This window comes from Crocosphaera sp. Alani8, from assembly GCF_038442745.1.
Classification (GTDB): Bacteria; Cyanobacteriota; Cyanobacteriia; order Cyanobacteriales; family Microcystaceae; genus Crocosphaera.
Genome location: NZ_JARVCN010000270.1, coordinates 1 through 4322, shown reverse-complemented (window position 1 = coordinate 4322; position 4322 = coordinate 1). Strand labels below are relative to the sequence as shown.

Here is a 4322-nt window from a genome sequence, read left to right as displayed (position 1 = left end):
AGATAGAAAAGACTAATTTAGGGATTATAAGTGGCTCATTATCAAATAAGTTAACAAAAGCAATTAAAAATGAACGTAAGTGGCTCAATTTAGCTGATGATATCAAAATATTAGTGTATTGGTTACGAATGGACATCCTTTACTTGGCTGGAGCTAATTGGTCAGAACGGATGGAATTAATGGATTTTGTGATTAATGAACTAAAAAGAAGAGAAAACGAGGCTCATAAAGGGATTAAATCTTTGAGAGTGGCTTTATCAAGTCAAAAAGACGATTTACTAGCATTTTCTAACATGATTGATCAAAAACTGTCAGAGATAGCCCTTCGCTTCAAAATCCCCTTATCTTTGGTAAGGGAGGTTTGTTTATTGAAGAAAAAACCTCTTTCAACTAATAAGTATTGGCAAAAATGGAATCAATTACATCAGAAACTTTCCCATAAGTTTTGGTCAATTAATCAAGCGGTAGAAGAAGCTTTGGAATCAACGCCACGAGCCAGTTCACTGGTTGAAAACCTCAATTCTCGACTCAGAAACTATTTCCATCTGAGAAAACATCTTGGTTCAGATTATCTGGAATTATTGCAATTTTTCCTAAATCATCGCAGGTTTATGGAAAGCCGAAAGCCAGAAAGAGTAGGAAAAAGTCCCGCTGAATTAATGACAGGTGAAAAACATCCGCATTGGTTAGAGATGTTGGGCTTTGAGCGGTTTCAACGAGCTTGATTCTCAACTTCCTTAGTTAATACTAATGCTCTAAAAGCCAAGGGGTTTCTTGGTTCAATTTACGCTGAAAGTGTTACGCAAAAAACCCTATTTTTGAACGACGCCAAAAAGCGGATTACCTAGAAAATGGTTTCTGGGTGACACAAGATCTAAAAGGAAAAGGTCGTCATAGAGTAGTATTTTCCTATTACCTTAATCTCTGATTAGGGTCTTGCGAAACTTCCGAATCTATTTTAAGCCACCATATTCTTGTTTAAATTCTTCAAGGGTATTGACTAATTTATGTGATGAATGATTAGTAATGAAATCTAACTTAAATCTTTCTCCCTGACTAAGATATTGAGCGTAGGAAGACTGAAGATAAGGGAGATAAGTGGGATTATTCTGGATATAAACCTCAAAAAAAGCAATTGACATGGCATCAACATAACTATTAATTAATTTTTGACTAGGGAAAGTAAAGTAGGCCAGAGAATCAATAGTTTGTTTAATTTGACCATCAAGTTGAGAAAAATCAACATGAGCTTGCCCTTCAATTAACATCCAATATTTATCAGGTGTTGTTAACCAAGTAAAAGAAGCCGCTTGTTCTAACACAGGGGGTGCTGCTGGATCATTACTTCCTGAACTTAATATAATGGGAATTGTAATGTTACTGAGCCCTTTTTGACCAAAAATACTACGATTAACAGGGTTTTCTGCCAAGACAGCTTTAACGCGATTATCCCTAAAATTATAGGATGTACGAGGCAATTTTAAAGCTCTACATTCTAATAACAGAGCAATATCTATTCCATGATAAAAGCGAGAGCAATCTTGTTGTAAATTTTCAAAATCAATGGTTGCTCCAGCCAAAGCTAAAACAGTATAGCCTCCAAAGGAATGTCCCCCGACTCCCACATTGTCCAAGTCTAATTGACCTAAAAATGCAGCAACATTACGCCGTTCCAACTCATCAATAACATAGCTAATATCAAGAGGACGATCAATAAAATCATTGAGAGCAAAGATATTGCGATGATACCCTTTAAACATTTCCTGTAGGTAAATTGTATCACTACCAGGATGCTGGGGAGCAGCTACTAAATAGCCATAAGATGCCAAATGTTTTAATAGTTGGCTATAATCTTCGGGGCGAGAAGATAATCCGTGAGAAAAGACAAAAACAGGTATTTTTTGTTTTTCTAGAGTTTGGGGAATATAAACATCAACATAAAAACTACGCTCTCGACTTTTATCCGTAAGCTGCCAGACTTGTTTGATAATTTTATAATCTCCTGGTTTTCTTAAATCTTTTAATAAAGAATAATCAACTGAGGGTGTAGTTTTGACTTCTTCAGTGGTCCACTGCTCAAGGTTAGTAACCAAGAGATCAGTGGCTAAAATTAAATGCTTAATTTTTTGCTCAAGTCCTTCAAGTAAGTCCCCTTGAAGTTGAATATTGGTTGGGTATTTTTTAAGGACATTTAATAACGTTAACCCCTCGGGGTCTAAGGACGCTGAAACCATCGCCCCTCTTAAGGCATATTTTCCATTAATCCCCCCTTGGATTGTTACTCCGTCGCCAACAATAGTGAGCATATTTTCTCCTATTGAGCTATTAAAAAAACGAGAAATTAAAACAGGATTTATATCAAGTTTTCTGACTAAGATGCTACGAAACTCATCTTGTTGTTCTGTGGTCAGTTTATCCAAATAAAACCTCAAATCTTCATTGATTATTCCATGTTTGGCAAAGATTTCTAAAGATTCTATTCGTAAAGACAATAGTAAAGGTCCATAAGAAAGATAAAGTTTCTCTGCTGCTTTGACAGGAAGTAAACTGAGGAATGTCAACAAACATCCTAAAAGGAGTGGGGTGATTTTAGCTCTGTTCAACATTTTATTCAACAACTTTGAGCAAAGGAGTATTTATATTCTAAGACTACTGGTTGTAAAGGATGTTCTGGGTAGGGGTAAACACAAGAGAAACTTTTAAATTAAATGGCATTGTTCGGCTCCAAACCTGTAGAGGTAAGCAGGGTTTTTTTGACACATAGAGACATTGCCACATTCTGCTTATAGTAGCCAGCTTAGTTGATAAAGACTGGGTAAACCGTCTCCTGTCCATCATAAGTAATCACGGAGCCATCAATGCTCTCAAATAGTGGCTCTCCGTAGTGTAAAGCCTTATAGTCCTTGCCCTCTAGTGAGCTGTGGATAGTGCCCATGATGACCTCCCTAGTGTGGGGAAACAGCACCACCTCCTGGAACTCAAAGACCTCAATCGCATCTGGGAGCGCTGGTTGTTGCCCTTCGTTCAAAAGATGCAAGTAATCCAATCCATGCTTGACTACCACCTCGGTTAGGCTGGTGACATCGTTTAGTAGCAACCCCTGTGAAATCGGTCCAATCTCCATGGCAAGTCCGTAGGGAGAAAGGGAGTTCAAGTAGGGTCGCTCCTCCTCAATGGGTGGGATATAGTGAATCTTCGCCTCAGGTATCTCTCTCTTTTTTGTCTTTTCTCACGAATTATCTTCTCGTCCCGAAGATTATAGCCAACTATTAAAACATTTGGTATCTTATGGCTATTTAGTAGCGGCTCCCCTTGGGATTGCTAGTTCGTTATCTGGGGTCATAGAGACCTCAAGAATGGCATTAAGGGGTTCCTCTCTCTTGAATGACACGGCCGGGACTAACAAAGGACATCCCTTGCTGAGAAATGGTGCTGATCATAACGGCTTCCACTACGGGAGGACTAACCTTTTTCGTTGCTCCCCATTTCACAATAAAGTTAGCCCCAACTCCTCCTGTTTGATCATCTTTAGGCACCACCACTTCTGTTGAAGCTAATGGGGCCAGTTGTATCGCTTTGGTTAGATAAGTGCGGACTTTCTCTCCGCCTGAATTATAGTAATCGATAGTTTCAAGAACAATGGGATTAACCAAATCCGTGTTGCGAAGGCTGAGAGTGGTAGTTAGTTGAGAAACTCGATTGCTGTCAAAATCGAAAATTTCAGAGTAAACGGGAACATAGATAACTTGTCCTGCCACAATCGTGGGAAGTGACTCCTCCAAAAGTTGAGTGACACCTGGACTATTACTCAATTGTTGTTCGGTTGAAATGTCCTTATCGGAAGTTCTCTGAGTTTGGTTGGCACAAGACCCCAAAAGTCCAAAAAGGAGACAAGAAGCGAAAATAATTTTTCGTTGTTCAAAAACTTGGTTTTTCATGAAAGATAACTACCGCTCCCAAACCGCTTGAACGAGTAAAAGTAAGTTAATTATATCAGACTTCTGAGATGTATGAGGGCTATTAATTCCGAAGACTGTCTTGACAGTAGCTCAAAAATTAAGTTTGTGTTGCTAAAAGCTTCAAGAAGAACAATCGTTCTATTATTGTCTAACTTTGTGGCTCAAATAGTCCCCAAAAATAACCCTGATTTACGGGGGAGGTTGTTGGTGCATCATGACCGAGGTAAATGACTTTTTCTGTACTATACAGTTGTTAAATGGGGAATATCAAGCAAAACTTGAGAATCTTAAGGGCTTGGATTATTCTAACAAGAATTCTTGATTGTGGGGGAATGCCCTTCCCGTTTTGAGTTAAAATTAGGG

The 4322-nt window shown here is 38.5% G+C and carries 4 protein-coding genes; 1 reads left to right on the top strand and 3 read right to left on the bottom strand.

Features of this window, described 5'->3' with window-relative positions; all coding sequences use genetic code 11:
• Positions 1-725, top strand: a 725-nt coding sequence (locus P9B04_RS15405) for a hypothetical protein (RefSeq protein ID WP_342055873.1), incomplete at its 5' end; no start/stop codon positions are given.
• A 228-nt stretch (positions 726-953) separates the two neighbouring features.
• Here P9B04_RS15405 and P9B04_RS15400 read toward each other — a convergent pair.
• From P9B04_RS15400 to P9B04_RS15390, 3 genes are all read right to left on the bottom strand, one after another.
• Positions 954-2606 carry an alpha/beta hydrolase gene (locus P9B04_RS15400; RefSeq protein ID WP_342055872.1) on the bottom strand — a complete coding sequence of 551 codons (1653 nt, stop codon included), beginning with the start codon at positions 2604-2606 and terminating at the stop codon, positions 954-956.
• 191 nt (positions 2607-2797) lie between these two features.
• Positions 2798-3154 (bottom strand): succinylglutamate desuccinylase/aspartoacylase domain-containing protein, encoded by a 357-nt coding sequence (locus P9B04_RS15395; protein ID WP_342055871.1) that lies wholly within the window; start codon positions 3152-3154, stop codon positions 2798-2800.
• Positions 3155-3362: 208 nt separating this feature from the next.
• Positions 3363-3938 carry a DUF3124 domain-containing protein gene (locus P9B04_RS15390; protein ID WP_342055870.1) on the bottom strand — a complete coding sequence of 192 codons (576 nt, stop codon included), beginning with the start codon at positions 3936-3938 and terminating at the stop codon, positions 3363-3365.
• Positions 3939-4322: the final 384 nt, after the last annotated feature.

Bases quoted from the DNA above. Each gene is read 5' to 3' on its own strand.
- P9B04_RS15390 (WP_342055870.1), bottom strand. From the start codon at position 3,938: ATGAAAAACCAAGTTTTTGAACAACGAAAAATTATTTTCGCTTCTTGT.
- P9B04_RS15400 (WP_342055872.1), bottom strand. From the start codon at position 2,606: ATGTTGAACAGAGCTAAAATCACCCCACTCCTTTTAGGATGTTTGTTG.